We start from the raw sequence: 26,845 nt of genomic DNA on the forward strand, positions 1-26,845 counted from the left end.
GATCGAACTCTCGATGCGGCTCTCGACCTCGGTTACGTACCTCCTCCGGAGCCGCGCCCGCTCACACCGCCGCGCGCAGCCCCTCCACCAGGTCGTGTTGCGCCTTGCGCCCCGCCCGCGTGGGCACGAGCGGGTATACGTGCAGCTGACCGACCGCCTCGTGCAGTTCGAACGGCACTCCCGCCGCCGTGGCCCGCTCAGCCAGCAGGTGCGCGTCCGGGTTCAGAACGTCGCGCGTGCCGGTGAAGACGCTGACCGGACCGAGGCCCGCCAGGTCGCCGAACAGAGGGCTGACCACGGGGTCGAGCAGGTCGAGGGAGCCCCGCCAGCGCTCGGCGAGCACGCGACCACCGGGCGTGCCAAGCCACGGATCGCTCGGCTGCACCTCCGGGATCCGTGGGTTGCTCCAGGAGAGATCGAGTGCCGGCGAAACCAGCACGGTCCGGGGCAGCACCACGCCCTCGTCGCGGAGGGCGAGGGCGGTGGAGAGGGCGATCTGGCCACCCGCGGAGTCGCCCGCGAGGCAGGTCGCGCCGTAGCGGTCGAGGCTCCGCCGCGCCAGGACGCTCACGCCGTCGCGTGCCTGGAGCGCGGTGCCGAAGGGGACGAGCGGGTAGATCGGAAGGGTCACCGCGACCGAGGCCTCCTCGGCGATCCGGGCGGCGAGCCACCAGTGCTGCGGTGCGATCTCGTTGACCCAGCTACCACCGTGGACGTAGACGACGCCTCCGCGGATCGTCCGAGGGCGAATTGTGTACACCGGCCAGCCATCGACCTGCTCCACTTCCACCTGCACACCCGGCCGCAGCCGCCGGGGCGGGCCGTAGGAGGCGGGGCGCAGCGCCCGCTCGCGGATGCGGCGGTGAGCGCCATCGGCACTGATGAATGTGCGATTCGCGCGGGCGAGCCGCAGCGCGAGCGGGACGAGGGCATCGGGGACGACGAGCGGCATCGCCCGAGCATCGCGCATCGCAGTGCGTAGCGCCTGGGCGATACCGTCGGGCGGATCAGCGGCGCGCGGTGGAGCGGCCGGCGAAGCGGGTGTAGACCAGCAGGACGATGATCGCTCCGACGATGGAGCCCATGATGCCAGCGGCCATCGGGTCGTGCTGGAAGATCAGGAAGCCGGGGAAGCCACCGACGAACGAGCCGATGATGCCGAGCACGATGGTCATCCTTCCGTAGTGCGGGCGGGGCCCCGCTGGTCGGTTCCTCCCGCGAGATGCCACTTATGCGCACGACACGCCGAGGAAAGCGCCCACAAGTGGCATCTCGCGGGGGCGGGAGGGAGGCGGGGGCGGGAGGGAGGGATGGGGGCGGGGCAGGGGGGCGCACCGATACGGTGTGGCGATGCCCAGCGAACGCGCGCCGACCATCCGTGATGTCGCGGTGCGGGCCGGAGTGTCCTATCAGACGGTGTCGCGGGTGCTCAACGACAGCCCACAGTTGCGGCCGCACACCCGGGAGCGCGTGCTGGCCGCCATTGATGATCTCGGCTTCCGCCGCAGCGCCGCCGCCCGCGCCCTGGCGACCAACCGCTCCGGCCTGATCGGGATTCTCGCCGCCGAGAGCCACAGCTTCTACGGCACCGCTACTGCGATGGCCGCGATCGAGCAGGCGGCGCGCGACGCAGGCTACCGCGTGCCGGTCGTCAACGCCGCTCCCGATGCGGAGTCATTGGCCGAGGGCCTCGCCCACCTGCAGCGGGAGTCCGTCGAGGCGATCGTGGTCCTCGCCCCGCAGGAGCGTGCACTGGAGGCGATCGAAAGCCTCGCGATCGGCGTCCCCTCGGTGACCCTCGGCGCGACCGGCCGCGGAGCCGATTCCCTGCTCCTCGTCGACCAGGCCGCCGGCGCCCGACTCGCCACCGAGCACCTGGTCGGCCTCGGTCACACCCGCATCGCGCACCTCGCCGGGCCGCAGCACTGGGTGGAGGCGCAGGCGCGGCTGGGCGGGTTCACCGCCGGGATGCGCGCGGCCGGTCTCGCACCGGCCGCCGTGACGGAGGGCGATTGGAGCGCCGAGTCCGGCTACCGAGCGGGCCTGCGCCTCCTGGAGGCAACGCCGGAGCTGACCGCGGTGTTCGCCGGCAACGACCAGATGGCGCTCGGACTCCTGCACGCCTGCACCGAGCGGGGCCTGCGCGTTCCCGAGGACCTGAGCGTCGTCGGCTTCGACGACGTGCCCGAGGCGGCGCACTACCAGCCGCCGCTCACGACCATCCGGCAGGACTTCGCCGAGGTGGGCCGGCGCACCATCGGCGTCGTGCTCGCGGAGCTGCGCGACGAGGAGCCCACCGTCGACCAGCCGGTGGCGCCGGTGCTGGTGGAGCGGTCGTCGACGGCGGCACCCCGGGTCTGATCTCCGCGGCGCCGGGACTTCAGCCGGCGTGCGGCAGCAGCACCTCGACGCGGCCTTCGCGCACCCGCGTCTCGAACCGCGGCTGCGGCGAGGTGGCCGGCCCGCGCAGCACCTCGCCCGTCTCGAGCGAGAAAACGCTCGCATGCCACGGGCACGAGATGCAGGCCTCGCCCGAAGGGTCGGCCGAGACCTCGCCCTCGTCGAGCGGCCCGGAGAGGTGGCTGCAGACGTTCGAGAGCACGTCGATCCGCTCGCCCCGCCGGAAGGCGAGCAGAGGCAGGCCTGCGACCTCCGTCTTCACCGGGGTCCGCTCCGGCAGATCCGCCAGGGCGCCGAACTCCTGCCAGCCGGAGGGGAAGCGGTGCGGCACGTCTTCGGCGTGGTTCGCTCCAGCCGCCTGCCGGTAGCTGAGGTGGCCGCCCAGGTAGCCGCCGCCGGAGACAACGGCGAGCCCGAGCATCCCGAGCAGCTTCCCGCTCGTCGTGCGCCCGCGCCGGCGCTGCAACCACGACGCGGCGTACAGGCCCGTCGCGACGACGTTCGCCGCCGAGTGGACGAGTCCGACGCGGGTCTGCTGCTCGTGCAGCTCCGACCAGTCGGTGAAGCCGGAGGCGGCGGTCGGCAGGACGCTCACCACGCCGAGACCGACCAGGGTCCGCGCCGCGCGCTGGTTCCCGGGCAGGAGGTCGAGCACCGCCGCCGACACCCAGGCGCCGGTCGGCACGAGCACGAGCAGCGGATGCACGGGGTGGCCGACCGGGACGCCGTGCAGCACGTCCCGCACCGGCTGCGGGCGGACGAGGGCGTTCACGGCCTTCTTCACCCGGCCGACGAGCGGATCGAGGACGGCGGCGTTCTCGAGGCGGGTGACGAGTCTCACGAGTCTGATCTCACACATACCTCAGCGCAGCGCGTCGCGGCCCACGGCGGAAGGGGCTTGCGGGAGCTACGCAGCAGTCGGTCTGCACGTCGTCCTCGCCGCTCGCTTGCCGACCGCGAGCCGTTTCGCCTACGCTGATCCAGGGCATTGTGAACGGTCACATCGCCCGAGCGAGGAGCATGATGGACCAGCGCAGGCCCACCCCCGCCGACACGATCGCGAGCGGCGCCACCGCCCTCGGCATCGAGTTCGGCTCCACTCGGATCAAGGCGTGCCTGGTCGACGCGGCCGACCCTTCCGTGGTGCTCGCGATCGGCAGCCACGAATGGGAGAACCAGTTCGTCGACCGCCGCTGGACCTATTCGCTCGACGCCGTCCACGCCGGCCTCCAGGCCGCCTACGCCGACCTCGTCGCGGACGCGCAGAAGCGCCACGGCGTGCAGCTCACCTCGGTCGGAGCGCTCGGCGTCTCGGCGATGATGCACGGCTACCTCCCCTTCGACGCCGACGGATCGCCGCTCGTCCCCTTCCGCACCTGGCGCAACACCAGCACCGGCCCCGCGTCGGCCGAGCTCACCGAACTTTTCGGCGCGAACATCCCGCTGCGCTGGTCGCTCGCGCACCTGCACCAGGCGGTCCTCGACTCCGAGCCGCACGTCGAGCGGATCGACTTCCTGACCACCCTCGCCGGCTACGTGCACTGGCGCCTCACCGGCGAGAAGGTCCTCGGAGTCGGCGACGCCTCCGGGATGGTCCCGACCGACCCGGTGACCCGCGACTACGACCAGAGCGTGATCGACCGCTACGACGCGCGCACCGCCGGCGCCGTGAAGCCGCTGCGCGAGCTGCTGCCGACCGTGCTGCCCGCCGGCGCCGACGCCGGCTCACTCACCGCCGAGGGCGCGCTCCTGCTCGACCCGACCGGCGCCCTCCAGCCCGGCGCCCCGGTGTGCCCGCCCGAGGGCGACGCCGGCACCGGCATGGTCGCCACCAACTCCGTCGCCCCGCGCACCGGCAACGTCAGCGCGGGCACCAGCATCTTCGCGATGGTCGTGCTCGAGGGGCCGCTGGAGAGCGGGCACCACGAACTCGACCTGGTCGCGACCCCGGCGGGCGACCTCGTCGCGATGGTGCACTGCAACAACGGAGCCAGCGAGCTGGCCGGCTGGGTCGGTCTGTTCTCCCGGTTTGCCGCCGCGTCGGGCGGCCCCTCCGACAGCGACGCCGTCTACGGCACCCTCTTCGCAGAGGCGCTGGAGGGCGAGGCCGACGCGGGCGGACTGCTCGCCTACAACCACCTCGCGGGCGAGCCGATCGCCGGCCTGGTCGAGGGACGCCCGCTCGTCGTGCGCACCCCCGACTCGCGCCTGACCCTCGCGAACTTCATGCGCGCCCAGCTCTACGGGGTGTTCGGCACGCTCGCGCTGGGCCTGCGCGTCCTCGCCGGTGAGGGCGTCCGGATCGACGCGATGTTCGCGCACGGAGGCATGTTCCGCACCGCCGGAGTCGCTCAGCGTTTCCTCGCGGGCGCTCTCGACGCTCCCGTGTCGGTCGCCGCGACCGCCTCCGAGGGCGGGCCGTGGGGCATGGCCGTGCTGGCCGCCTACCGCCTGGCCGTTCACCGCCAGCAGAGCGCCGTCGCGCTGGGCGCGTACCTCACCGACCAGGTCTTCGGCGACTCCGGATTCGAGACCGTCGCACCCGACGCCGAGGATGTCGCCGGCTTCTCCGCCTACCTCGAGCGCTACCGCGCCGGCCTCGCCGTCGAGCAGACCGCCGTCGAGACCCTCACTCAGACCCTCACCAACACCCAGGGAGCCACCGCATGACTAGCCACATCCCCGCCGTCGAGGAGGCAATCGCCCGCGTCCGCGAGGACGTCGCGCGCCTGCACGCCGAACTCGTCCGCTACGGCCTGGTGATCTGGACCGGCGGCAACATTTCGGGCCGCGTGCCCGGAGCCGACCTGTTCGTGATCAAGCCCAGCGGCGTCTCGTACGACGACCTCGCGCCCTCGACCATGATCCTCTGCGACCTCGACGGGACCGTCGTCCCCGGCACCCCCGGCAGCGACCGTAGTCCCTCCAGCGACACCGCGGCGCACGCCTACGTCTACCGCGAGATGCCCGAGGTCGGCGCAGTCGTGCACACGCACTCCACCTACGCGACCGCGTGGGCGGCCCGCGCCGAGCCGATCCCCTGCGTGATCACCGCGATGGCGGACGAGTTCGGCGGGGACATCCCGATCGGTCCGTTCGCGATCATCGGCGACGACTCCATTGGCCGCGGCATCGTCTCGACGCTCGCCGGACACCGCTCGCGCGCGGTCCTGATGCAGAACCACGGAGTCTTCACCATCGGCAAGGACGCGAAAGACGCCGTCAAGGCCGCCGTCATGGCCGAGGATGTCGCCCGCACCGTGCACCTCGCGCGCCAGGGCGGCGAGCTCGTCCCCCTCCCGCAGGAGTCGATCGACGCCCTGTTCGACCGCTACCAGAACGTCTACGGACAAAACCCCACCGGAGCCATCGCATGAGCCTGACCAGCGCCCCTCGAACGGGCAGCATCATCCCCGACCTCGCCACCCGCACCGTCTGGTTCCTCACCGGCAGCCAGGACCTCTACGGCGAGGACACCCTCCGCCAGGTCGCCGAGCAGTCGCAGGCCGTCGTCGCGCAGCTGAACGAGGCGAGCGCGATCCCGGTGACCATCGAGTGGAAGCCGGTGCTGACGAGCTCCGACGCCATCCGCCGCACCATGATCGAGGCGAACTCCGACGACTGCGTCGTGGGCGTCATCACCTGGATGCACACCTTCAGCCCCTCGAAGATGTGGATCCACGGCGTCGACGCGCTCGCCAAACCGCTCCTGCACTTCCACACCCAGGCGAACGTCGCCCTGCCGTGGCAGGACATCGACTTCGACTTCATGAACCTGAACCAGGCCGCGCACGGCGACCGCGAGCACGGCTACATCCTCAGCCGGATGAGCGTGCCCCGGAAGACCGTCGTCGGCCACGCGAGCGACGCCCGCGTCACGGAGTCGATCGGCACCTGGTCGCGCGCGGCCGCCGGCTGGTCGGCCTCGCAGAGCATGAAGGTCGCCCGCTTCGGCGACAACATGCGCAACGTCGCCGTCACCGAGGGCGATAAGACCGAGGCCGAGATCCGCCTCGGCGTGAGCGTCAACACCTGGGGCGTGAACGAGCTGGTCGAGCGGGTGGACGCCGCAACGACCGTCGGGATCGACGCGCTCGTCACCGAGTACGTCGAGAGCTACGACGTCGTGCCGGAGTTGCGTCCCGGCGGCGAGCGCCACGAGTCGCTCCGCTATGGCGCCGCGGTCGAGATCGGCCTGCGCTCGTTCCTGGAGGAGGGCGGCTTCGAGGCGTTCACCGACAGCTTCGAGGACCTCGGCGGCCTCCGTCAGCTCCCCGGACTCGCCGTGCAGCGGCTGATGGCCGACGGCTACGGCTTCGGCGGAGAGGGCGACTGGAAGACGGCCGTGCTCATCCGCATCGCCGCCGTCATGGGCGCGGGCCTGCCCGGCGGCACCAGCCTGATGGAGGACTACACCTACGACATGACGCCCGGCGAGGAGCTCATCCTCGGCGCGCACATGCTCGAGGTCTCGCCGTCCCTGTCGACCAAGCGCGCCTCGCTCGAGATCCACCCGATGGGGATCGGTGGCCGCGAGGACCCGGTGCGCCTGGTCTTCACCGCCGACGCGGGCCCCGCCGTGGTCGTCGCCCTCAGCGACGTCCGCGACCGCTTCCGCCTGGTCGCGAACGCAGTGCAGACCGTCGAGCCGCCCCAGACCCTCCCACACCTGCCCGTCGGCCGCGCCATCTGGCAGCCCGCCCCAGACTTCGGCACCAGCGCAGCCGCGTGGATCACCGCCGGTGCCGCGCACCACACAGTGATGACGACGCAGATCGGCGTGGAGGCGTGGGAGGACTTCGCCCGCATCGCCGGCGTCGAGCTGCTCGTGATCAACGAATCGACCACCCTCCGCGGCTTCGAAGCCGAGATCCGCTCGAACGCGGCGTACTACCGCCTGGCACAGGGCCTGTAGGTCCTACTCCCCCGACGGCCGGCTCCTGGGGGCCGGCCGTCGGTCATTCCCGGGCCCGGCGGTCTACGCCGCGGAATGGAGTTCGATCTGCGTGCGTAACCGAGGTCAGAAGCTCTCGTCCGCTCGATTCGGCGTCGAATCGGCCGTTTCAGCCTCGATTGCGGACGCGCTCGCCCGCAGCGTCAGTCGCGCGAGGTCGAAAACGCCGCGTCGAAGGCGTCGGCCGGCGGTGTGATCGCGTTCAGCTTCCGCACGAAGGCCAGCGCCTCAGGCGCCCCGTCCAGGCGGTCCATGCCCGCGTCCTCCCACTCGACGCTGGTCGGGCCCGTGTAGCCGATCGCGTTCAGCGCGCGGAACACCGGCTCCCACGGGACGGCGCCGTGGCCGGTCGAGACGAAGGTCCAGCCACGGCGCGGGTTCGCCCAGGGCAGGTGTGAGCCGAGGACGCCGTTGCGGCCGTCGAGGTTGGTGACCGACTCCTTCACATGCACATGGAAGATGTGGTCGGCGAAGTCGAGCACGAAGGCGACGCTGTCCAGCTGCTGCCAGACGAAGTGAGACGGGTCGAAGTTGAAGCCGAACGAGGCGCGGTGGTGAATGGCCTCGAGGGTGCGCTTCGCGGTCCAGTAGTCGTAGGCGATCTCGCTCGGGTGTACTTCGAGGGCGTAGCGGACGCCCACCTCGTCGAAGACGTCGAGGATCGGGTTCCAGCGGTCGGCGAAGTCCTGGTAGCCGGCGGCGACCCACTCGTCGGAGGCGGGCGGGAACAGTGCGACGCCCTTCCAGATCGACGAGCCGGAGAAGCCGTTGACCTGCGTCACTCCGAGGGCCGCGGCGAAGCGGGCGGTGTCCTTGAGGTCCTGGGCGGCGCGCTGCCGGACGCCCTCGGGGTCACCGTCGCCCCAGACGCGGTCGCTGAGGATGTCGCGGTGGCGCTCGTCGATCGGGTCGTCGCAGACCGCCTGCCCGGTGAGGTGGTTCGAGATCGCGAACACCTGGAGGCCGTGCGCGGCCAGGATGTCTTTCCGGCTCTGCACGTACTCCGCGTCGTCCCAGCGCGCCACGTCGATGTGGTCGCCCCAGCAGGCGATCTCGAGGCCGTCGTAGCCCCACTCCCCCGCGAGGCGTGCCACCTCCTCGAACGCAAGGTCGGCCCACTGGCCGGTGAACAGGGTGATCGGTCGCGTCATTGCGGTGTCCTCACATGAGTCGCCGCCGGGGTTGGCCCTCCTGGGCCCTGGCGGCTAATTTGAAGTTCTACGCAACATATCAGGAGCACCCCCACGGAAGGAACGGTCATCCGATCGAACGTCCGCGCATCGCCGCGCACCGCCCTCACCACCGCTACTCCCGCCCCGACCTGGGAAGACGGCCTGATCGTCGGCACCGGCCGCGTCGGCACCGTCACGCACGGCCCCGCCGACTCCCTGATCGTCTCGCTCGCGCACGAACGCTGGTTCCTCCCCGTCAACCCGCGCCCCGACGCCCCCGACCTCGTCGGCGTCCGCAACGAGATGCGGCGCGCCCTGCTCGCCGGCGACTCCGACACCGCCTCCGACCTGCTGGCCCGCGGCGCTCGCGATAGCGGCTACGACGGCTCCCTCATCTGGACTGATCCGCTCGGACTCTGCGCGACCGTCTCGCTGCGCACCCTGGGCGGCGTCGCCTCCGCGATCCGGCTCGTCGATCCGCTCGGCGGCGAGACGGCCGTCGAGTGGAGCGATCTCAGCGGCGGTCGCCACGCCGTACGCCTGCTCGCCCCGCACGGCGGCGAGGGCGTCCGGCTGGCCCTGGAGTCCTCCGCCGACACGACCGTCAGCATCGAGCTCGCGCTCGGCGCCGGCGAGGCGACCTCCTTCGACACCGGCGTGCCCGACGCGTCGGCCGTGGTCACGGCGCATGTCGAGGGCGGCGCCTCCGGGCTGCTCACCGCCGAGGCGGGCGCGGGCCCGACGGCACTCCGCGCCGTGACGAGGGCGACGAGCGGAGCGACGTGGCACGTTGTCGGGGGCGCCGCCGTCTCGGTCGTGCAGCTCACTGCGGACGTGCCGCAGGTGCTGCGGTTGGACGTCGCGCTCGGGGTGGCCCCCACGGCCTCCGCCGACCTCTCGTGGCCGGAGCTGCGCGATCGCCAGCGCGAGGGGTACGGCCGGTTGGTCCGCGCCTGCGCACTCGACCTCGACGGAGATTCCGGCGCCGAGCTGACCGAGGACCTGTGGGCCGCCGCCCGCTCCGGTCACGCGGGGGCGCGCCGCCGCGTCATCGAGCTGGCGTGGCTCAGCGGGAGGGCGAACATCATCGCGTCCACCGGCGAGCTGCCACCGACGCTGCAGGGCGTCTGGCAGGGGACCTGGCGACCGGCATGGTCGGCCGACTACACGCTCAACGGCAACGTGCAGAACGGCGCACTGGCGGGGATGATCCCGACCGGCACTCCCGAGCTGGCGCTCTCGCTGCTCGAGCTGGTCCTCCCGCACCTCGACGACTACCGCGACAACGCGCGCCTGGTCTTCGGGGCCGAAGGGATGCTGCTGCCGTCGCGGATGTCGACGCACGGGCGGGCTGACCACTTCTCGGAGCACTACCCGCACCTGTTCTGGACCGGCTGCGGCGGCTGGGTGCTGCGCGTGGCGGCCGATGTGGTCGCCACAACGGGCGTCCGGTCGATCGTGGACGACCGGCTGTGGGCGCTGGTCGAGGGCGTGCTGCGATTCGCCGAAACCGCGACCGTGCTGGTCGACGGGGTACGGCACATCGTCCCCTCCTACTCCCCCGAGAACACGCCGGGGGGCGAGCGGATGCCGACGGCGGTCGACGCGACGATGGACGTGGCGGTCCTCCGCGACGCGGCCCGGGCGACCGCGCTACTCGGGCGCGCCCGAGGCGACGACTCGCTCGACGCCCGCTGGACCCGGGTGCTCGCCGATCTGCCGCCGTACCGCGTGGCCGAGGACGGCACGCTCGCCGAGTGGAGCGATCCGCGCTGGGGAGAGGAGATCGCGCACCGGCACGCCTCGCAGCTCTACCCGCTCTGGTATGAGCCCGACGCGGCGGTCGCGGGTGACGAGCGGCTGCGGGCCGCCGCTCTGGCGACGGTGCGGGCGAAGATCGCGTGGCGGGCCGAGGCACCGACCGCGCCGCCGGGGCGGATGGAGATGGCGTTCGGGCTGGTGCAGGTCGGGGTCGCCGCGGCGGCGCTGGGCGATGCGGAGTCAGCGCTGGTGTGCGCGGAGTGGCTGGCCCTCGAGCACTGGTCACCGACGCTGACGACTCGGCACGACGCGGGCCGCATCTTCAACCTGGACGCGAGCGGTGGACTGCCGGGCTTGGTCGCGGCGATGCTGCTCGGATCGACCGCGGACTCGCTGACGGTGCTGCCGGCGCTGCCCGCTGCTTGGTCACGCGGCTCCGTGACCGGGCTGCGCGCTCGGGGCGGTCTGGTCGTGGAGCGTCTGGAGTGGGAGCCCGGCCGGGCCGTCGCGACGGTGCGGCGGGTCGCGGGATCGGAGTGGCTCGCGCCGGCGGAGGGGACGCGGGTCGCCTCCGGGCCGCCGGCGCTGCTGCGCGTCGACGGCTCAGCGGTACCGGAGGGCCACCTCCGGTTCGGCGAGAAGCCGCTGCGGTTCGAGCTGGAGTGGCCCGCGGGCTGACCCGCCGACCGCGAGCCGCGCAAGCCGTTGCGGGAGTCAGGACGTGCGGGGGCCAGGACGTGAGCGGAGCAGCACCGCCACGACACCCTCGATCACGGCTGCCACCAGGATGAGGATCGCGAACGGCACGAGCGACACCTCCGCGAACCCGCCCAGCACCGGCATCACCAGCCCGGCCGCGGTGAAGCTCACCATCCCGAGGATCGCCGTGACGCTCGCCGCCTCCCGCGACGGCCCCTGCAGCGAGAGGAACTGCACGGCCGGAGCGCCCAGCGAGCGCCCGGCGAGCGCGACGGTCAGCGCGCCGACCACGACCAGGAGCGGCTGCTCCCCCGCGACAGCGACCACGACCAACACCAGGGAGCCCACCGCCGTCACCAGAGCAGAGGCCCCCAGCGCCCAGCGCGCGCCGAAACGCGGAATGAGCACCCGGCCCGTGGTCTGGCCGACGGCGATCGTGACGAGCGAGGTGCCGAGAAACAGCAGTCCGTAGCCATCCGCGTTCACCCGGAACACGTTCGTGTAGAGGTAGGGCGCCGTCGCCAGGTAGCCGAAGCCCACCGACCAGCCCGCCGCCGAGGCCGCGGCAAGCGCCAGGATCCGCGGCCGTCGCAGCAGCCCGAACGAGTTGCGGAGCGAGGGCATCAGGCCGCCCTGGTGCCGCTTCTCGCGCGGCAGCGTCTCGGGCAGCACCAGCAGTGCGAGCGCGGTCGCCGCGGCTCCCCAGATCGCGACGACCAGGAAGGAGCCGCGCCAGTCGACCACCTTCGTCAGCTGCGCGCCGAGCGAGGGCACCAGGATCGGGAACACGCTCGTGATCACGGCGAGGTTCGCCAGCATCCTCACCAGCCGTGTGCCGCTGTACAGGTCGCGCACGATCGCGACGACCACCACACCCGCCGCCGTGCAGGCCGCGCCCTGCACGAACCGCGCCGGCATCAGCACCGCCGTCTCGGTCGTGCTCGCCGCGACCAGGCTCGCCGCGATGTGCAGTCCCGCCGAGATCCCGAGCGGCCAGCGCCGCCCGACCGCGTCGCTGAGTGGCCCGGACACGAGCTGGCCGGCCGCGAAGCCGAAGGTCGCGCCGGTGACGACGAGCTGGGCCGAGGCGGCGGCGATGTCGAGGTCGGCGCCGAGCGACGGCAGGAACGGGAGCACCAGGTCGATCGTGAGCGGGCCGAAGCCGACCAGCATCGCGAAGATCGGGAGGAGGATGCGCGCCGAGGGGACGGCGCGCACGGCGAGCGTCATTGGCTCCGGTCCTCGAGGATCGGGAAGTAGAGGGAGAACGGCTCGTCCGCGATCTCGTGAACGGGTCGGAAGCGGATCGCGGTGCTCTGGCCGAGGGTGCGGTAGCCGCGCAGCCACTGCGTCCACTGGCGCTCGTTGTCGGGTGCCAGCAGGGAGGCGGCGTCCTGGATCGAACCGCGAAGCGCGACCTCGCGGTCGACGAGCCCGGCGAGCACCACCGCGCCCTCGACGAAGGCCACGGTCCCCGGCTCGTCCGGAATCGCTACCGTCCGCACCTCGAACGCGAACGCCAGGTCCACGCTCGTCTCCCCGCCCGGGTGCTCGATCACGAGCACGTCCTCGCCGCGGCTCACCCGCTCGCGGTCGCCGGCCACCTGCGGCTCGTCCGCGATCCACGCCGGGATCCGCACCCGCACCCGCAGCGCGGCTCCCGAGAGCCGCACCCGCAGCCGGGTCGCGGTCGGTCGGCGCGGATCGCCCGCCTCCCCCGCATTCGCGTCCGGTCCCACATACCCGGCGTTGTCGAGCACCTCGACCCGCACGTCCGTCTCGCCGCCCTCGACCAGCACCCGCGTGCTCGCGTCGATGTGCTGCGCGATCGTCACGCCCTCCTCAGTCGGGTAGAACACCCAGTCGGAGTGGCGCGTGTGCGCCTGCACGAGCGTGCCGTGGCAGCACCAGAAGTCCTCGGTCGGCGTGCCCCAGTTCTTCACCGCGCCGCCCTCGAGGGGGAGGAAGTAGGCGACCATCCCGGTGCGCGGGTGCTGCTGGGCGAGGATCCCGTTGAGGAGGTTGCGCTCGATATAGTCGGCGTAGGCGAGCTCGCCGGTCCAGCGCAGCAGAACGTCGGCGAGCCGGATCATGTTGTAGACGGTGCAGTGCTCCTGCGTCTTCTCGCCGCGGCGGGCGGCGAACTCGAACGGCGGCGTCCAGATCTCGCCCGAGGTCTGCCCGCCGGTGCAGAAGGTGCCGCGGGCGGTGACGGCCTGGCGCCAGTACTCCTCCACGATCCGCCGCCAGCGCTCGTCACCGGTCACCTCGTAGGCGCGCGCAGCGCCCAGCACCTCGGGGATCGTCGTGTTCGCGTGCCTGTTGGTCAGCACGTCGCGGCCCTCGAGCAGCCCGTCGAAGAGGGAGCGCCGGTCGTAGCGCCCCAGGAGCTCGGAGTAGACCGGGTCGCCGGTGATCGCCAGCAGATCCGACCAGACCTCGAGCATCCCGCCGGTCTCCACCTCCAGGATCCGCTGGAACTCGTCGTCGTCGAAGCCGCGCACCCACTCCACAAGGGGGACGGTCGCGTTTCGCGCGAGCCGCAGGGCGCGCTCGTCACCGAGGTCGCGGTGCACGTCGACCAGACCCATCAGCAGCTTGTGCATCGCGTACTGCGGCGCCCAGATCGGCCGCCCCTCGGCGAGCCGGCGGAGGAAGCGCGGCGGGATCGCCCAGATCCAGCCGTCACCGTTCTCCTCCTGGCAGCGCTGGAGAGCGTCGAGCACCGCGTCGAGCTTGACGCGCAGGAGCGGATCGCCGGTGACGGCACTCTCGCGCGCGGCGGCCGAGAGCCAGTGGCCGAGGAAGTGCCCGCGCAGCGCGCCGCCCGGCGTCTCCCAGCCCCAGTGCCGGTCGGCACCGCGCGACTCCGGGGTGCCGAGTGAGGGCTTCAGATGCCAGTCCTGATCGCCGATTCCGGCTTCGAGGAGGAAATTCTGCAGCAGGGCGTCGTCCTCGAGCGAGACGAGGTAGGCGCGGTTGAGTCGGCGGCGGGCGTCGAAGAGACCGCGCTCGAGGCGGGTGCTCTGGAGGGCGGGAGGGGTCGGCATTCGGGAGCTCCTCGTCATTGATCGAGATCGATCTCTCACTGTACTCAGCTCGGGAACGCACTGTACTCAGCTCGGGAGAGACGGTAGGAAGGTCGATATGAATCCACCCCGGGTGATCCATGTCGTCGCCGCTGACGTCTCCGTCCTCCTCACCCAGTCCGGAGGGGCGCTGCCCGTGCTGCTCCACTGGGGTCCGCGGATTCATGCGAGCGACGACGATCTGGTCGGCTACGCCGGAACCCCCGTCCGCACAGGGATCGACGGCGATTCGGACGTGCCATACGAGCCCTCGATCCTCCCCGAGCACGCCTTCGGCTGGTCGGGGCTCCCGGGTCTGCGGCTGCACCGCGGGGGTGCCGGATGGTCGCCCCGACTCCTGGTCACCGGCGTCTCGGTCGATGGGCAGGAGGTCCAGGAGGGGGCGGTCGTGCAGTGCGGTAGTGCCCTCGTCGCGGTCGAGGCGAGGGACGAGGAGGCCGGGATCGAGGTCGTACTAGAGATCGCTCTCTCGCCCGCCGGACTGCTCCGAGCGCGCGCAACCGTCCGCAACGCGGCCTCCGGCATCCTCGAGGTGATCGGTGTCGACCCGTCGCTGCGGATCCCGACCGAGGCCCGCGAGATGCTGGACTTCGCCGGCCGCTGGGGAACCGAGAAGATCCCGCAGCGCCACCCCGTCGTCGTCGGCACCCACTCCCGCTCCTCCCGCCGCGGTCGCACCGGGCTCGACGCGACCACCGTCGTCGCCGTCGGCACCCCCGGCTTCGACGCCCGCTCCGGACGGGTCTGGCTCTGCCACGTCGGCATCGGCGGCAACCACGAGCACGCCGTCGAGCGGACCGACGCCCACCTCGCCTTCCGCGGCGGCGAACTACTACTCCCCGGCGAGGTGCGCCTGGCGAACGGCGAGAGCTACCGCTCGCCCTGGATCTTCGGCAGCTTCGGCCGCGGCCTCGACGATGCGGCCGCGAGGTATCACGCCTTCCTCCGTGCCCGCTCGCGCTCCTCCCTCCGCCCGCGCCCCGTCACGCTCAACGTCTGGGAGGCGGTCTCCTTCGACCAGGATCCAGCGACGCTCCACGAGCTCGCCGACCGCGCAGCCGCCCTCGGCGTCGAGCGGTACGTGCTCGACGACGGCTGGTTCCTCGGCCGCTCCGACGACCGCGCGGGCCTGGGCGACTGGACCGCGGACCCCGGCAGGTGGCCGGACGGGCTCGCCCCGCTCGCCGAGCATGTGCGCGGCCTCGGCATGGAGTTCGGCCTCTGGGTCGAGCCCGAGATGATCAATGAGGACTCGGAGCTCGCCCGCGCGCACCCCGACTGGATCCTGCGCGCCCGCGTGTCCGAGCTCCCCGCCCGCTGGCGCTTCCAGCAGGTGCTCGACCTGACGAACCCCGGCGCGTTCACGCACATCCTCGCGGCGCTCGACACCCTGATCCGCGACCTCGGCCTGGCCTGCCTGAAGTGGGACCACAACCGCGACCTGATCGACGCCGGCCACCCCGCCTCCGGAGCGCCCGCGGTGCACGAGCAGACCCTCGCCGCCTACCGGCTGATGGACGAACTGCGCGCCCGCCACCCCGCGCTCGAGATCGAGAGCTGCGCCTCGGGCGGCGGGCGGGTCGACCTCGGGATCCTGGAGCGCACCGACCGGGTGCACACGTCCGACAACCACGACCCGCTCGACCGCGCCCGCATGCTCCGCTGGACCGGCCTGCTGGTGCCGCCGGAGATGCTCGGCTCGCACGTCGCCTCCGAGGTCTCCTCCGTCACCGGCCGCACCAGCGACCTGCACACCCGCTGCGCGACCGCGTTCCTCGGCCACTTCGGTGTGGAGTGGGACCTACGCGAGCTGAGCGAGCGCGACTCCGCCGTGCTCGGCCGCTGGATCGCCGCGTACCGCGAGCACCGGGAGCTGATCGCAACCGGCCGCGTCGTCGGCGACGGAGACGTCGATCCGCAGTCGCCGACACTGCGCGGCGTGGTCGCGACCGACGGCTCCGAAGCGCTCTACACGCTGATGACACCGGTGCTCTCGGCCGACACCCGGCACCGGATGCGCCTCCCCGGCCTGCTGCCCGAGGCCCGCTACCGCATCGAGGCGGCGCGCCCCGACTCGCTCGGCCCGTGGTGGCTGAGCCCGCGGTGGCTGGAGTCGACCGTGCCGCTGGGCAGCGCCCAGGACGCGCCGTCCTACTCCGGCAGCCTGCTGCGGGAGGCGGGGCTGGACCTGCTCGCCTTCCACCCCGACCGGGTCGTCGTCCTGCGGCTCGTCCGCGTCGCCTGACACGCCGCCGAACCCGCACCCGGCGAACCGAACACCCCGAGAACCACCGGAACCCCGACCACCCACGAGAACACTGGAGTCCTCCGTGCACAGCACCGTCACCGTCGACCTCGATCGCCCCGGCGCCACCATCAGCCGCCACCTCTACGGCCACTTCGCCGAGCACCTCGGCCGATGCATCTACGACGGCTTCTGGGTCGGCGAGGGCTCGCCCGTGCCCAACGAGGGCGGGATTCGCCTCGATGTCGTCCAGGCCCTGCGCGCCCTCGACATCCCCAACCTCCGCTGGCCCGGCGGCTGCTTCGCCGACCGCTACCACTGGACCAACGGCGTCGGCCCGCGCGAGCAGCGCCCCGGCCTGATCAACACGCAGTGGGGCGCAGTCGCGGAGGACAACTCCTTCGGCAGCCACGAGTTCATGGCCCTCTGCGAACTGCTCGGCGCCGACGCCTACATCTCGGGCAACATCGGCTCCGGCACGGTGCAGGAGATGGCGGACTGGGCCGAGTACCTCACCGGCGCGGGGTCGTCCCCGATGGCCGACCTGCGCCGCTCGCACGGCCGGGAGGAGCCGTGGACCGTCCGCTTCTGGGGGCTCGGCAACGAGACCTGGGGTTGCGGCGGCACCATGCGCGCCGGCGCCTACGCCGACCTGGCTCGGCAGTTCGGGACCTTCGTGCAGAGCGGCAACGACACTCCGCTCCACCGCATCGCGGCCGGAGCCGACGGCGCCGACACCCACTGGACGCAGACGCTGATGGCGGTGATCCCCGAGATCGAGGGGCACCCCTTCTCCTCCGTGCCGTGGGAGTCGGTCTCGGTGCACTACTACACGATCGGCGGCAGCTGGCAGGCGAAGGGCAGCGCCACCGGCTTCGACGCGGACGCCTACTGGAGCACGATCGTCGCCGCGCAGGGCATCGAGGAGCTGCTCCGCTCGCACGCCGCGGTGATGGACGTTGACGACCCCGAGAAGAAGTACGGGATGGTGCTCGACGAGTGGGGCACCTGGTGGGACGTGGAGCCGGGGACGCACCCGGGCTTCCTCTTCCAGCAGAACACGATCCGCGACGCGATGGTGGCGGCCTGGCATTTCGACGTCTTCCACGGCTTCGCCGACCGCCTGACGATGGCGAACATCGCGCAGACGGTGAACGTGCTGCAGGCGATGCTGCTGACCGACCCCGACGGCGGCGACCTGGTCCGCACACCGACCTACCATGTGTTCGAGATGAACAAGGGGCACCAGGATGCGACCGTGCTGCCGACCGCGGTCGCCGGCCCCACGCACGCGGTCGACGGCCGCGAGATCCCGGTCTCCTCCGCGTCCGCGTCCACGAGGGATGGCCGCGTCCTCGTCTCGCTGACCAACGTCGACCTGGAGGAGCCGCTCGAGATCGCCCTCGACGTCCGCGGCGGAAGCATCGCCGGCGCCACCGGCCGCCTCCTCACCGCCGACCGGCCCGACGCGCACAACCGCCCCGGCGCCGCCGACGAGGTGAGCCCGGTGGCACTGGAGGGCATCGAGACCACCGCGACCGGGCTGCGTGTGACGCTGCCTCCGCACTCCTTCGCGACCGTGACGCTGGAGCTCGCGTGATCGCCGCGCGCACCGAGGCCGCCCGCCGCCCGCCGATGGGCTGGAACAGCTGGGACTGCTTCGGCGCCTCCGTGACGGAGGAGGAGGTGCTCGCGAACGCCGAGTACCTCGCCGAGCACCTCCTGCCGCACGGCTGGGACACGGTCGTCATCGACATCCAGTGGTACGAGCCGGACCCCGGCACCAGCGACTACCAGAAGGTGTCGGAGCCGGTGCTCGACGACTGGGGGCGCCCGCAGCCCGCGGTGGGCCGCTTCCCGTCCGCGGCGACGGGCGGATTCACGGCGCTGGCCGCGCGCGTGCACGCCCTCGGCCTGCGCTTCGGGGTGCACCTGATGCGCGGCGTCCCCCGCCGGGCCGCCGAGCTCGCCCTGCCCGTGCTCGGCTCGGAGGCGACCTGCGCCGACATCGCCGACCGCGGGAACGTCTGCCCGTGGAACCCCGACAACTTTGGGGTCGACCTGAGCGTGCCGGGCGCGCAGCAGTACTACGACTCCGTGCTGGCGCAGCTCGCCTCGTGGGGCGTCGACTTCGTGAAGCTCGACGACGTCCTCTCTCCGCCGATCCAGGCGGACGAGATCGCCGCCCTCTCGCGCGCGATCGACGCGACCGGCCGGCCGATGGTGCTGAGCCTGTCCCCCGGCAAGCAGCTCTCGCTGGAGAACCTCGACCTGCTCCGCGCGAGCGCCCAGATGTGGCGCATCTCGGACGACTTCTGGGACGACTGGGCACACCTGCACGAGCAGTTCCAGCGGGCCGCGCGCTGGGCGCCACACCAGCGCCCTGGCGCCTGGGCCGACGCCGACATGCTGCCGCTGGGGCGGATCGGCGTGCGCGCGCACGTCGGCGAGGACCGCCTCTCGCGCTTCACCGCGGCGGAGCAGCGGACTCTCGTGACGCTGTGGTGCCTCCTCCGCTCGCCGCTGATGGTGGGCGGGCACCTCCCGGACACGCCCGCCGAGACGCTGGCGCTGCTGACTCAGGGCGACGTGCTGGCCCTGTTGGAGAGCGACGGGAGCCGCGAGACCGTGCGCGACGGCGACCTGGTGGTGTGGTCTGCGTGGCGCGGGGACGTGCAGTGGCGCGGAGTGTTCTGGCTGGGCGCGACGGTGCGGTCGTACACGGCACACCTGGCCGACCTGGGCTGCGCGGGGTCGGTGGTGGAGGTGTGGGGCGGCGAGGAGCTGGCCGTCGTCGACGGCGCCGTGGAACTGGAGCTCGAGCCGCACGGGTGCCGCCTACTACGCGTCGGGTGAGGAGTGGGGCTGTTCCGTCTGCCTCGGTCAGTCCTCGGGGAGGTAGTTCCAGTTGCCGGCGAGGAAGTCGTCGTGGGTGTTCGTGTCGGGGCCTTCGAGGTCGACGGTGTCGCCGATGCTCCAGTGCCAGGGGTCGTTGTCTTTCCCGCCGAGGATCTCGAGGGTGGAGCCGTCGTCCAGGGCGAGGACGGGGTCGTAGGCGTCGGCTTCGCAGTCGATCCGGACGATGGTGCGTCCGGCGAGGCCCGCGAACGCGGTCGTGAAGGTTGCGAATACAGAGCGCTTCGACATCTGTTCGAAACGACATAATTATCACCTAACCTCAATCCCAATCATTGCGGACTATTGTCATTGGAGGTAATTGTTCCGATAGGTCGAGGCCAGCTTCTTTTGCTCGGAGCCCGACGGGTATCGCGACGCCACCCTGTTCGATCAGGGGGTACGCAATACTCTGGTTTTTCGTGAGTTTAGCGTGGAGGCCATTTTTTGCCTCGATGGAGTACAGCTCACCGGATGGCGTCCGGGCGAGGATGTCGACGCGTGTTCTGACTCCTCCGGCGATGATCGTGATCTCGATTCCGACGAGGGTATCGCCGCCTGCTTCGGTGTACGAGCGCCACGTCGGGGCGCAGATCGACCGTCGTATCGAGGAGTTCGCGCACCGCGGCCCGTCTGGGGGTGGATCCGATACCCCGCCACGTCCGCACGGGTCGTTGCGCTCGCGCTCGCCTGGACCCGTCGAGCGGTCATCGTCGAATGGAGTGAAGACGGATCCACACGGCGCCTGTGGGTGTGGGCATCCGCTGTGGAGGCCAGGGCCATCTCCCGAGGGGCCTGAGGGGACGTGGCCGGCGGCGTCCCGGTGTAGCTAAGTAGCTCGGCCGACGCAGAATTTTCGCCGCCGCCTCACCTGACCCTCGAACTCCCACGGCGGGAGCGTACGGCGAGCCCCGTCAGTGCAGCTCGGGGGGACTGTTTCGACTGTCCCAGAGGTCGAGGGCGGCCTCGATCATGTCGAGGGCGGCGTCGAAGTAGCCGGCCACGACGAGCACGCTCGTGGTGAGGTTGTAGTCCGCTCCACCGTGTTGGATCGGACCACTCTGCTCGCGATCGAGAAGCAGCAGCGTCATCGAGCTGTTGCCGTGGGCCATACCGCTCGACGTCTGCCACAGGGCCAACGGAGTTAGGAAGAGTTCGGGGACGAGCGGCGCGATCTCTTCGAGGCGGTCAGTGACCGACGAGACGTGATCGAGTTTGACGCCGACTAGAGCCTTACGGCCATCGCGGTCGCGTTCGAGGGCGGCGATCGCCCTGTCCCAACCTGGGTCCTTGCGGCCGGATTTCTCCATGAGGTTGTGCACCTGTCGGTGGTTATCGCGGACCAGTTTGAGTGATCGCAGCACCCGGTCATCGCGTGACGTTGGGTGCAGAAGCCAGAGGGCGGTCCCGGTGGCCTCGTAGGCACTCCGCACGAGCGTGAACATCGCGAACGGGAGGACGGCCCCGCCGTCCGCGACGATGATCGTGAACGCATGTAGGTGGTCGAGGGCGACGCCGAGGCTGGCGCGCACCTGGTCGGGGACCGAACTGTAGGGAGTTGCACTCCGATCCCCGGCGAGTGACGAGCCCGCCCTGACGGCTAGCGCCTCGGCACGGGCCGCGAGGGTGTCGTAGCGCGCGAAGCTGAGCGTCAGGCGGCTTCGGCCCAGCTCCTCGTGCTCGGGAGTCTCCTGCCGGTCGTGCTGGCCCCGCTCGCCGTCGCCTACTGCTGTCATGCAACCCATCTTAGAGGCACCGGCCGCCGTCCGATAGAGGATCGTTTAGAGGCCCCCTGAGGGGTTGTCCCGGTTCATTACTGGCTCGCCTCTCCGGCGACCCGCCGGTTCGATGCAAGCTACGAGTGGGGAGCCTCGTTAGATAAGGAACCCAGGATATTCAAAGAGTAAGTGAGCGGTCGCGCGAAGTCTCCTTCGCGTGGTGATAGTCGCTCGCGCTCGCCCTGAAGTCCCTCGCTCCAGACCGCTTCGACGAGCGAATCGATCTCTGGCTGGGGCACCGATCGGTAGGGGGCGCGACGGAGCTTCCTCGCCACATGGCTCTTCGAGAGGTCCAGGCGTCGGGCGATCTCGCGAGCGGACAGGCCTGAGTCGCTCAGCGCGGCGATCGCTTGGTCCACAACTGTGATGTAGGCATCGACGGCGGCTTTTGACCGGAGCTTCGCTTCCAGCGCCACCCCCTTGATGTAGTCAGCGTCTCGGCCCAGCGCGTAGTCAGTCCCTGTGACGTCGCGGTATCCGTCGTCGGCGTACTTCATATGTCGTAAGTCTGTCCCATGCATAGGACACTACGTCATTCACGTCCTCCGCGTGGGACACGGAAGGGATGTGCATCGCTCAGCGCGCTGCGTCCGATCGGGGGTCTCTCAGCGCCCGAATTTTCCGGTCGTGCGCTTGGACTCCCACCGGTCGAGCTGGTGCAGTGAATCCCGGGAGTGACCAACCGCCGACATGGCTTCCTTAATGCGCGCGAGCGAGAGATTTGCGGCGGCGGCGCGTGCAAGCAGCCCTGGCATCATCTCGTCAGTCTGTCCGTTGCGATCCCATCCGTTGTTGCCGATGAAGTGCAGCGTTTCGAGGATGTCTTCCTGTTCCTTGGTGAAACCGATCCAAGAGAGATTCGAGGGCGGAGGCGTCATGCGTCGATTCTGCTACCCGCTCTGAGCGTCCGATAGGGGGATCGGCTATCGAGACGAGGGCCGAGTCGAAGATCACCGAAGTCGTCGGACCAGATTCACGACGAGCAACACCGCGTCTGCCGCCATACCTGCCGAGCGCCGATCGCCGTTCCTACGGTGTTTCGTGGCCTGCGCGAGCTCGATCGCCGCGCGGACGACTTTGCGCAGCTCGGCGTTCTCGGACCCAGGTAGCTCGACCTCGACCACTCGATCAAGGCGGGCCTTCGTGTTGGGGACCGGCGGCTCATTGGCGCCAGGCTCGCCGTGGTGTGCGTGCTCGTAGGAGGCCGCGGAGAGCGCCTCGAGCGCGGCCACCGCGTCGTTCCCAACGTTCGAGTAGTCCTGCTCCGACCGAGCCGCCTGGAAGTGTCGCCGCATCTCGTTCAGCTCCTCGTCGACGCGCTGCCAGCCGGTGGCCTTCCGCGGCGATATGGGATCGGCCAGCGCGCCGGTGAGTGAGTCTGTCTCACGGGCGTCGAGCATCTCGTGGAATGCGCCGAACTGGTCATTGAGCATGTCCCGCCTGGCCTGCCAGCTGCCGTGACCATCGTTCGCCTGCCAATACTTGCGGAATGTCTCAAAGTCACGAAACGGCGGATCGAAGGTGTCGATGCCGAGGCGCGCGAGGACCGCCTTCAACGCGCGGACGAGCAAGCGCGAGTCGTCATTGCTGAGCGGTGAGCCACGAGTGCCGTAGGCCTCGTATTCTTCGTGCACGACCCGGGCTAGCGGCACCGCGATCTCCACATCCCCGTGCTCCGGGTTCGGGCAGCGCAATAGCCCCCCGAGGAGATCTACGTCGATCGCGGCCTGCTGCGTCACCTCCGAGCCCCAGGCGTTAGACACCACCTCCTGACCCGAGAGGTAGAAATCCCACGTACGCATGCGCTCACCCTAGCCAGAGGCACCCCGCTGGCCGACTGGCCATGACGAGCGGTCTGTCTCGAGCGGGTTCCGACGTCGGGAGTCGTCCGGAAGAGGATCGTTCACCGGAACGGATGACCGGAGCGGAGCCGCCCCGGTACCTCGGTTCTCGGTAGACCGTTCCGGTTTGGGTTCCGGTCGTGGGGTGCTATCCGGTATCCGCTGTCGCCGGCGCTAGTCGGCCGTGTCTACGTTCGCTTCTTCTGCGATTCGACGCAGCGCGTGCTGCACGTAGGGTGCGATTTCGTTGGCGTCACCCCATTGCTCCGCGACGTCGCTGCTTCTGAAGTGGGGGCGGGCTTCCTCGTACCAGGGGGTCTGTAGGCGCCGGAACAGGTCAACGAACGCGTCGAGGTCGTTGATCCGGAGCTGACTGCCGGCGCTCTTGATCGGACCGTAGCTGAGCCAAGAGAGCAGGCGTGCTTGGCCGTCGAGGCCGAGCAGGTCCGCGAGGGTGCTGGTCTGGATTCCGGACGAGTGGTCGTTATCGCACGCTCCCTGATGGACGATGCGGAAGTGGCTCTTGCGCAGTTCGCTGTCGACCTGCCAAATGACGAGACCCTTCTTGGGGTCAGCGATGTTGTCGCCGCACATGTCGCAGATCCATGCAGTCAAGGTCGTCATGTCGAGCTCCCGTCGCTGGAGGGAGCGTAGCTCACCGTCCGAGCCGATTTAAGGCTTTAGGGTTCCGGTGACGGGATGGTTAGCGGAAGGTGAAAATGATGAACGGGCTGGTGATCGGGTACGCGCGCGCGTCGGACGGTCAAGCAGGATGCGACGGCGCAGCGCGACGCGCTTGCGGCTGCGGGTGTACCTACCGAGTTAATTTACGTCGATGAGGGCCTGACGGGCACGAACCGTGCGCGTCCTGCTCTCCGGGAGGCGCTAGCTGCGTGCCGGCGTGGCGACACGTTGATGGTGACGAAGCTGGATCGGCTCGCGCGGTCGGTGCCCGACGCTCGAGACATCGCGGATGAGCTGACTGCGAAGGGCGCGAAGCTGCGCATCGGGGAGAGCGTGCACGACCCGCTGGACCCCATGTGTCGGCTTCTGTTCAACACACTCGCCATGATCGCTGAGTTCGAGTCCGACTTGATCCGCGCCCGCACCCGCGAGGGGATGCAGGTGGCAAAGCAGAAGGGTCGTTTGAAGGGGCGTAATCCGAAGCTCTCACCCGTCGTGGAGGGGCACCTCGTGGCTAAATTTCGCTCGGGGGACTACTCCGTCGGAGAGCTGGCCGGTCGCTACGGCGTAGGTGTCGCGACTGTCTATCGCGCGGTCGAGAGGTCGCGGGCCCGGCATGGCATCGGCGCGGTCTCGCTGCCTCGACTGGAGATCTCGGAGTGATGGATTCGACTGTCGTAACGCTTCCGGCGTCCCGGGGTGGCGCTGCTGGTTGGACTGTCCGACATTGGCGCATCTCTTTACGGCGCCTACCGCTCGCGTGCCGCCTCGTTGGACTCGTTGGAGATGCAGTACTCGGGTGAGAGAGCGAAGGCCTTGCTGAGGGTGATGCAGCTGGTGGAGCTGAGTGGTCGCGCCGCTCAGGATCGTGTATTCAACCTGACGCAGGCAGGTTGGGAGGGGACGGATCTGATGACCGGCGAGGAGGGTGACCCCTACGGTCCTGAACGGCGGCCGGTCGCCCCGCGGGACTAGGAGCGCGAGGCCGACGTGATGGCTCTCGTCGACGCCTACGGCGGTGACACGATGGATGCGGCGGTCGTCAGCTGGTTGTCCTCGCTCGACCACGTCGACAAGGCGATCAAGACTGCCGAGTTCGAGGCTCGAGAGAACGGTCAAGCTGTTCGGCCAGTTCACTTCCAGGCGGCCGCAGCGAGCGAGGTTAATGCGCGCGCGAAACTGCGCGGTCTCGTGCGCGACGCCGTTCGCGTTGCGCCGCGTCCGCGGCGTGCGATTCGGCGTCTGCGGTAGCCCGTAAGCGCCGCGCTCCAGCGCCAGGCTGTCGCTGCGTCCTCGCTACACTTCTACGAGTAGGGGGTGGGTCGGCTCCCGAATCCTCGCTATGCGAAACCCCGGTAAGTATCGGCGCTACAGCACCGGACCTCGTCGCCGAAACCGGACCTCGTCGCCGAAGTTCGCGCCAACCGAAACATCTGGATGCCGTTTTTGGTGGGTTTTGATAGAATTTGGAGCAACCTACGAAGGGGCACATCGTGGCTCGCGCGCTCGCATCTGCTCGACCTGTTTGGGTCGACGTCGACCGAAACCTGGCGTTTGCTGACGCTGCTCTCGCTCTGGCAGGGCACGAGGTCACGGATCCTGTGCTGTGCGCGATCGCACAGCGCGCTGCTCGCCACGAGCTGACAGGGGACGAGGCGGTCGCGGAGATCCGCCGACACGTTCAGGGCTGATGGCCCGCGGCACCACCTTCCGTACCTGGGATGACTATTTCATCCCAGGTACGCGTGTGTTGAGGAACAAGTTCACCGGCCCGGGTAAGCCCCACGGCGAGACGGACCCCGAGAAGCTGCGGACGATGGAGGAGGCGATCACCGCCGTCCGCATCCGGGAGCTGCACGAGAATCCGATCAAGGGGCGGTTCGACTACGACCATATGAAGGCGATTCACCGCGTGGCCTTCGGCGACGTGTACGAGTGGGCCGGCCAAGAGCGCGTCGCGCCCACGGGTGCGTTCATGGTCAAGGACGGGCACTCCTACTACCCCGCCGGCCCGTCGCTGACGGAGGCGGCCGAAACGCAGTACGCCAGGTTGGCGAGCAAGGACCACCTCCGCGGCCTGCAGCTCGATGATTTCGTCAACGAGCTCGCGGAGAGCTGGGGTGAAGTGAACGTGATTCACTTCGCGCGGGAGGGCAACACCCGGACGCAGTTCGTCTTCTACTCACAGCTCGCGGAGCAGGCCGGCTACCAGATCGACGCCGTGCGGTTCGCACCAGGTGCCGCGTTGCGCGACGAGTTCGTGGCGGCGCGTTTCCACAGTCAGGACACGGGTCGGAACAACCGGCTCGCCGCGGTCCTCAGTCAAACGATCATCCCTCTCGTGAGCAACACCGCTTCCACGAGTTGTCCCCTATCCTTCCCCTCGCCGGCGACCGATGTCACGTCGGTGCAGGCGACCATCACTGTCGAGCCCGGGACACCGCCGAGGAGTCGCGGCGGGGATCGTAGGCCGCCCGAGGCGGGGCGCTGATGGCGAACGTGATCGGCTACGCCCGGGTCTCGGCAGGAGGGCAAAACTCGGCCGCGCAGGAGGCTGAGCTGGTCGCCGCGGGTGCTGTCCGCGTGTTCGTCGATCACAGCGAGTCGAGCCGTATCGCGGACCGCCCACAGTGGCTCGCGTGCCTTGACTGTCTCCGTGACGGCGACACCCTTTTCGTGTGCCGGCTCGATCGGCTCGGAGGGTCGGAGCGAATCGTCATCGAGACGTTGAGCGATCTCGAGCGGCGGGGCGTGAACATCCGGAGCCTGACGGAGCCGGCGATCGACACGACAACTCCGATGGGGCGCGCGCTCTTCGCGGTCGTCGCCGTGTTCGCGCAGCTGCGTGTGGATACGACCCGAGAGAACACGATGCGAGGCCTCGAGCGCGCTCGCTCGCGTGGCCGTCACGGCGGCCGGCCCTCCGTGATGACGCAGGAGCGCACCGCTGAGGCGCTACGGATGCGCACGCAGGGCGCGAGTCTCGCTCGTATCGCCAGCGTGTTGGGTGTCGGCGCGTCGAGTGTCTCGCGCGCTCTGGCACGCTTCGACGAGGACGCGGCGGCGCCGATGGGGAGGTGTGCGACGCCGATAGTGCGGTCAGGTGGCGGAGCCGACGGTGATGGTGGTGAGGGAGGCGCCGTTGTCGAATTCGCAGGTAGATGAGAGCGTTCAGAGCGGTGTAGCGGATGTCGCATTGGAGTGCGTGTTCGTCGAATTTCAGCCATTCGCGCCGGGTGGTGCCCTCGGTGGGCCGCGGGTCCGGGTATGTCAGGCCCGCGTGGTCCCAGAACGGGTCGGGGGGCGTCGGCGTGCAGGGCGTGCTGG

General features: G+C 70.3%; 24 protein-coding genes and 1 pseudogene. 13 read left to right on the forward strand and 12 right to left on the reverse strand.

Translation table 11 applies throughout. The features are described 5' to 3' along the window. Positions 1–61: 61 nt before the first annotated feature. Together C1O28_RS11710 and C1O28_RS11715 are read right to left on the reverse strand one after the other, a co-directional pair. Positions 62–952: an alpha/beta hydrolase fold domain-containing protein gene (locus tag C1O28_RS11710; RefSeq protein WP_097167373.1), complete on the reverse strand. Its 891-nt coding sequence runs from the start codon at positions 950–952 to the stop codon at positions 62–64. A gap of 55 nt (positions 953–1,007) precedes the next feature. After that, the gene (locus C1O28_RS11715; RefSeq protein WP_097167372.1) at positions 1,008–1,175 is read right to left on the reverse strand and encodes a GlsB/YeaQ/YmgE family stress response membrane protein; all 168 of its coding nucleotides are present in this window, start codon (positions 1,173–1,175) and stop codon (positions 1,008–1,010) included. A 175-nt stretch (positions 1,176–1,350) separates the two neighbouring features. On the opposite strand from C1O28_RS11715, the gene C1O28_RS11720 reads away from it, so the two are divergent. Further along, entirely contained in the window at positions 1,351–2,361 is a 1,011-nt protein-coding gene (locus C1O28_RS11720; protein WP_097167476.1) for a LacI family DNA-binding transcriptional regulator, read from the forward strand. 19 nt (positions 2,362–2,380) lie between these two features. Here the strand turns inward: C1O28_RS11720 and C1O28_RS11725 are convergent, their stop codons facing one another. After that, positions 2,381–3,259: a Rieske (2Fe-2S) protein gene (locus C1O28_RS11725; RefSeq protein WP_097167371.1), complete on the reverse strand. Its 879-nt coding sequence runs from the start codon at positions 3,257–3,259 to the stop codon at positions 2,381–2,383. A 164-nt stretch (positions 3,260–3,423) separates the two neighbouring features. Here C1O28_RS11725 and C1O28_RS11730 point away from each other — a divergent pair, with 164 nt between their 5' ends. The 3 genes from C1O28_RS11730 to araA are packed head-to-tail and all read left to right on the forward strand — an operon-like array spanning position 3,424 to position 7,315. Continuing rightward, on the forward strand, positions 3,424–5,070 hold the full coding sequence (locus tag C1O28_RS11730; RefSeq protein WP_097167370.1) for a xylulokinase: 1,647 nt from the start codon (positions 3,424–3,426) through the stop codon (positions 5,068–5,070). Next, positions 5,067–5,777, forward strand: a complete 711-nt coding sequence (locus C1O28_RS11735) for an L-ribulose-5-phosphate 4-epimerase (RefSeq protein ID WP_097167369.1) — start codon at positions 5,067–5,069, stop codon at positions 5,775–5,777. Before C1O28_RS11730 ends, C1O28_RS11735 begins: the two co-directional genes overlap by 4 nt. Further along, positions 5,774–7,315, forward strand: coding sequence for an L-arabinose isomerase (gene araA, locus C1O28_RS11740; protein WP_097167368.1), 1,542 nt, complete (start codon positions 5,774–5,776; stop codon positions 7,313–7,315). Before C1O28_RS11735 ends, araA begins: the two co-directional genes overlap by 4 nt. A 182-nt stretch (positions 7,316–7,497) precedes the next feature. Here the strand turns inward: araA and C1O28_RS11745 are convergent, their stop codons facing one another. Further along, positions 7,498–8,505, reverse strand: a complete 1,008-nt coding sequence (locus C1O28_RS11745) for a sugar phosphate isomerase/epimerase family protein (protein WP_097167367.1) — start codon at positions 8,503–8,505, stop codon at positions 7,498–7,500. A 324-nt stretch (positions 8,506–8,829) separates the two neighbouring features. On the opposite strand from C1O28_RS11745, the gene C1O28_RS11750 reads away from it, so the two are divergent. Next, on the forward strand, positions 8,830–10,965 hold the full coding sequence (locus C1O28_RS11750) for a glycosyl hydrolase family 95 catalytic domain-containing protein (RefSeq protein ID WP_097167366.1): 2,136 nt from the start codon (positions 8,830–8,832) through the stop codon (positions 10,963–10,965). A 36-nt stretch (positions 10,966–11,001) separates the two neighbouring features. Here the strand turns inward: C1O28_RS11750 and C1O28_RS11755 are convergent, their stop codons facing one another. Together C1O28_RS11755 and C1O28_RS11760 are read right to left on the reverse strand one after the other, a co-directional pair. Further along, positions 11,002–12,216, reverse strand: coding sequence for an MFS transporter (locus C1O28_RS11755; RefSeq protein ID WP_097167365.1), 1,215 nt, complete (start codon positions 12,214–12,216; stop codon positions 11,002–11,004). Next, positions 12,213–14,036: a beta-L-arabinofuranosidase domain-containing protein gene (locus C1O28_RS11760; protein ID WP_160487573.1), complete on the reverse strand. Its 1,824-nt coding sequence runs from the start codon at positions 14,034–14,036 to the stop codon at positions 12,213–12,215. Before C1O28_RS11760 ends, C1O28_RS11755 begins: the two co-directional genes overlap by 4 nt. A 97-nt stretch (positions 14,037–14,133) precedes the next feature. On the opposite strand from C1O28_RS11760, the gene C1O28_RS11765 reads away from it, so the two are divergent. The 3 genes from C1O28_RS11765 to C1O28_RS11775 all read left to right on the forward strand — a co-directional run bounded on the left by C1O28_RS11765 (position 14,134) and on the right by C1O28_RS11775 (position 19,176). Then, positions 14,134–16,320: an alpha-galactosidase gene (locus C1O28_RS11765; protein ID WP_097167363.1), complete on the forward strand. Its 2,187-nt coding sequence runs from the start codon at positions 14,134–14,136 to the stop codon at positions 16,318–16,320. Positions 16,321–16,405: 85 nt separating this feature from the next. Then, entirely contained in the window at positions 16,406–17,920 is a 1,515-nt protein-coding gene (locus C1O28_RS11770; protein WP_207759897.1) for an alpha-N-arabinofuranosidase, read from the forward strand. After that, entirely contained in the window at positions 17,917–19,176 is a 1,260-nt protein-coding gene (locus C1O28_RS11775; RefSeq protein WP_243392087.1) for a glycoside hydrolase family 27 protein, read from the forward strand. Before C1O28_RS11770 ends, C1O28_RS11775 begins: the two co-directional genes overlap by 4 nt. 27 nt (positions 19,177–19,203) lie before the next feature. On the opposite strand, the gene C1O28_RS11780 is transcribed toward C1O28_RS11775, so the two are convergent. From C1O28_RS11780 to C1O28_RS11805, 6 genes are all read right to left on the reverse strand, one after another. Continuing rightward, positions 19,204–19,467, reverse strand: a complete 264-nt coding sequence (locus C1O28_RS11780; protein WP_097167361.1) for a hypothetical protein — start codon at positions 19,465–19,467, stop codon at positions 19,204–19,206. A gap of 662 nt (positions 19,468–20,129) precedes the next feature. Beyond that, positions 20,130–20,951 carry a hypothetical protein gene (locus C1O28_RS11785; RefSeq protein ID WP_097167360.1) on the reverse strand — a complete coding sequence of 274 codons (822 nt, stop codon included), beginning with the start codon at positions 20,949–20,951 and terminating at the stop codon, positions 20,130–20,132. A 119-nt stretch (positions 20,952–21,070) separates the two neighbouring features. Continuing rightward, positions 21,071–21,490, reverse strand: a complete 420-nt coding sequence (locus tag C1O28_RS11790; RefSeq protein WP_104249046.1) for a helix-turn-helix domain-containing protein — start codon at positions 21,488–21,490, stop codon at positions 21,071–21,073. A 108-nt stretch (positions 21,491–21,598) separates the two neighbouring features. Then, a complete protein-coding gene (locus C1O28_RS11795) occupies positions 21,599–21,871 on the reverse strand; it encodes a hypothetical protein (protein ID WP_097168033.1) in 273 nt (90 codons plus the stop codon). Positions 21,872–21,943: 72 nt separating this feature from the next. After that, positions 21,944–22,795 carry a hypothetical protein gene (locus C1O28_RS11800; protein ID WP_104308972.1) on the reverse strand — a complete coding sequence of 284 codons (852 nt, stop codon included), beginning with the start codon at positions 22,793–22,795 and terminating at the stop codon, positions 21,944–21,946. A 213-nt stretch (positions 22,796–23,008) separates the two neighbouring features. Continuing rightward, positions 23,009–23,458 (reverse strand): hypothetical protein, encoded by a 450-nt coding sequence (locus tag C1O28_RS11805; RefSeq protein ID WP_127821512.1) that lies wholly within the window; start codon positions 23,456–23,458, stop codon positions 23,009–23,011. A gap of 198 nt (positions 23,459–23,656) precedes the next feature. On the opposite strand from C1O28_RS11805, the pseudogene C1O28_RS11810 reads away from it, so the two are divergent. From C1O28_RS11810 to C1O28_RS11835, 5 genes and pseudogenes are all read left to right on the forward strand, one after another. After that, positions 23,657–24,181, forward strand: a pseudogene (locus tag C1O28_RS11810) (recombinase family protein); the annotation flags it as partial. 36 nt (positions 24,182–24,217) lie between these two features. Beyond that, entirely contained in the window at positions 24,218–24,493 is a 276-nt protein-coding gene (locus tag C1O28_RS11815) for a hypothetical protein (RefSeq protein WP_097168030.1), read from the forward strand. A gap of 18 nt (positions 24,494–24,511) precedes the next feature. Next, the gene (locus C1O28_RS11820; protein ID WP_097168029.1) at positions 24,512–24,769 is read left to right on the forward strand and encodes a hypothetical protein; all 258 of its coding nucleotides are present in this window, start codon (positions 24,512–24,514) and stop codon (positions 24,767–24,769) included. A gap of 496 nt (positions 24,770–25,265) precedes the next feature. Continuing rightward, complete coding sequence (locus C1O28_RS11830) at positions 25,266–26,009, forward strand: Fic/DOC family protein (protein WP_243392111.1); 744 nt, start codon at positions 25,266–25,268, stop codon at positions 26,007–26,009. Next, positions 26,009–26,683, forward strand: a complete 675-nt coding sequence (locus C1O28_RS11835; protein WP_097168026.1) for a recombinase family protein — start codon at positions 26,009–26,011, stop codon at positions 26,681–26,683. The genes C1O28_RS11830 and C1O28_RS11835 overlap by 1 nt, the downstream gene beginning before the upstream one ends. Positions 26,684–26,845: the final 162 nt, after the last annotated feature.

Origin of the sequence: Rathayibacter rathayi, from assembly GCF_004011095.1 — a bacterium.
Classification (GTDB): Bacteria; Actinomycetota; Actinomycetes; order Actinomycetales; family Microbacteriaceae; genus Rathayibacter; species Rathayibacter rathayi.